1 pseudogene is annotated in these 2,720 nt (G+C 72.3%); it reads left to right on the top strand.

Going from position 1 to position 2,720, the window contains the following annotated elements:
- The first annotated feature begins 125 nt into the window (after positions 1–125).
- Positions 126–2,641, top strand: a pseudogene (gene pepN, locus FGF04_RS22645) (aminopeptidase N).
- Positions 2,642–2,720: the final 79 nt, after the last annotated feature.

Raw genomic sequence — 2,720 nt, 5'->3', positions numbered from 1 at the left:
TCCACCGGCTGTGCGCCCCCCCCACATCCCTGCCCGCACCCGCGCACGGGCGCGTACGGGACTGGGGGGGGGCGCACAGCCGGTGGAACGGGCCGCCCTGTGCCGGACCCCGCCCATCAGGCAGCATGGCATCCATGTCCGTACTGACGCGCGACGAAGCGCAGACCCGTGCCACACTCCTCGACGTCCACCGCTACCGGATCGCCCTCGACCTGACGCGCGGCGACGACACCTTCGACTCCCTCACCACCATCACCTTCGCGGTACGTGAGGACCTCGTCGGCCAGGACACCTTCGTCGAGCTCAAGCCCGCCGAACTGCGCTCCGCCACCCTCGACGGACACCCCCTGGACCCGGCCACCCTCCACGAGAACCGGCTGCCCCTCACCGGCCTCACCGCGGGCGAGCACGAACTGCGCGTCGACGCCGCCATGCACTACTCCCGCACCGGCGAGGGCATGCACCGCTTCACCGACCCCGCCGACGGCGAGACCTACCTCTACACCCAGATGTTCATGGACGACGTCCAGCGCGTCTTCGCCGCCTTCGACCAGCCCGACCTCAAGTCGGTCTTCGAACTCACCGTCACGGCCCCCGACGACTGGACCGTCCTCACCAACACCGTCACCACCCACGACGGCGACGGCCACTGGCAGGCCGCACCCACCCCGCCCATTTCCACCTACCTCGTCGCCGTCGCCGCCGGACCCTGGCACTCCGTGCGCACCGAACACCGCGGCCTGCCCTTCGGCATCCACTGCCGCCGCTCCCTCGCCCCCTACCTCGACGCCGACGCCGACGAGATCCTCGACGTCACCCGCGCCTGCTTCGACCGCTACCACGAGAAGTTCGAGGAGCCCTACCCCTTCGACTCCTACGACCAGGCGTTCGTCCCCGAGTTCAACGCCGGCGCCATGGAGAACCCCGGACTCGTCACCTTCCGCGACGACTTCGTCTACCGCTCCGCCGTCACCGACACCGAACGCCAGACCCGCGCCATGGTCATCGCCCACGAGATGGCCCACATGTGGTTCGGCGACCTCGTCACCCTGCGCTGGTGGGACGACATCTGGCTGAACGAGTCCTTCGCCGAGTACATGGGCTACCAGACCCTCACCGAGGCGACCCGCTTCACCGACACCTGGACCGACTTCGGCATCGTCCGCAAGGCCTGGGGCTACGACGCCGACCAGCGCCCCTCCACCCACCCCCCGAGGCCGTCCCCGACACCGCCTCCGCCCTCCTCAACTTCGACGGCATCTCCTACGYCAAGGGCGCCTCCGCCCTGCGCCAACTCGTCGCCTGGCTCGGCGAGAAGGACTTCCTCATCGGCATCAACACCCACTTCGCCCGCCACAGGTTCGGCAACGCCACCCTCGCCGACTTCATCGAGTCCCTCGCCGCCGGCACCGAACGCGACGTCCACGCCTGGGCCGACGCCTGGCTGCGCACCACCGGCGTCGACACCCTCACCGCGGCCGTCACCACCGAACCCGGACAGTGGACCCTCGCCGTCGACCGCGACGGCAGCCGCCCCCACCGCGTCACCGTCGGCGTCTACGACCGCGACCTCAACGACGGCCGCACGCTCGCCCTGCGCGAACGGTACGAGACCGACCTCCCGCAGGACCCGTCCGTGCCCGCCGAGCCCCGCCACGGCACCCGGCCCGCCCTCGTCGTCCCCAACGACCTCGACCTCACCTACGCCAAGGTCCGCCTCGACGACCTGTCCGAGGAGATCGCCCTGCGCGGCATCTCCGGCGTCCCCGACGCGCTCACCCGCGCCGTCCTGTGGAACACCCTGCGCGACATGGTCCGCGACGGGGACCTCGCCCCCACCGCCTACCTGGAGACAGCCAGGGCCCACCTGCCCGAGGAGACCGACCTCGCCGTCGTCCAGGGCGTCCTCACCTTCGCCGCCACGCAGGTCGCCGACCGCTACCTGCCCGCGCACGAGCGGCCCGACGCCCTCGCCACCCTCAGCTCCCTGTGCCGCGACCTGATCCGGCGCACCGAGGACGGCGACCACCCCGGACTGCGCCTCGTCGCCGTACGCCACTTCATCGACGTCGCCGCCCGGCCCGACACCATCAGCGCGTGGATCTCCGAGGGCACCGTCCCCGGCGGACCGGAGCTCGACCCCGAGCTGCGCTGGCGCATTCTGGGCCGGCTCGCCGTCCTCGGCGCCGTCGACGACGCCGTCATCGAGGCCGAACTCGTTCAGGACCCCAGCGCCACCGGCCAGGAGGGCGCCGCCCGCTGCCGCGCCGCGCTGCCCGACCCGGCCGCCAAGCGGGCCGCCTGGGAGGCCATGTTCGCCGGCGACGACCTGTCCAACTACCTCTTCACCGCCACCGCCCGCGGGTTCTGGCAGCCCGAACAGGCCGATCTGGTACGCGAGTACGTGCCGCGGTACTTCGAGGACGCGGTCGTGCTCGCCGCTCGCCGGGGGCCTGCGATCGCCGAGGCGGCCGGGCGGTGGGCGTTCCCCGCGTACGCCATCGCTCCGGAGACCCTGTCGCTGGGCGAGCGGTGCCTCGCCGGAACCGGGTCCGGGTCCGGGCTGACGCCGGCCCTGCGCCGCAAGCTGGTCGACCAGCTGGACGACCTGTCACGCGCCTTGCGCGTCCGCACGCCTTAGCCCGACAACGCCGCAGCCTTGAGCCCCGCCCCCGCACGAAGGGGAGCGGGGCTCCGGCGTACGGGGCCGGGGCCGGCAG

Source organism: Streptomyces apricus (assembly GCF_008369065.1).
Taxonomy (GTDB): domain Bacteria; phylum Actinomycetota; class Actinomycetes; order Streptomycetales; family Streptomycetaceae; genus Streptomyces; species Streptomyces apricus.
Note: the sequence above shows the minus strand (reverse complement) of the source record. Positions and strands in the feature narration are given on the sequence as shown.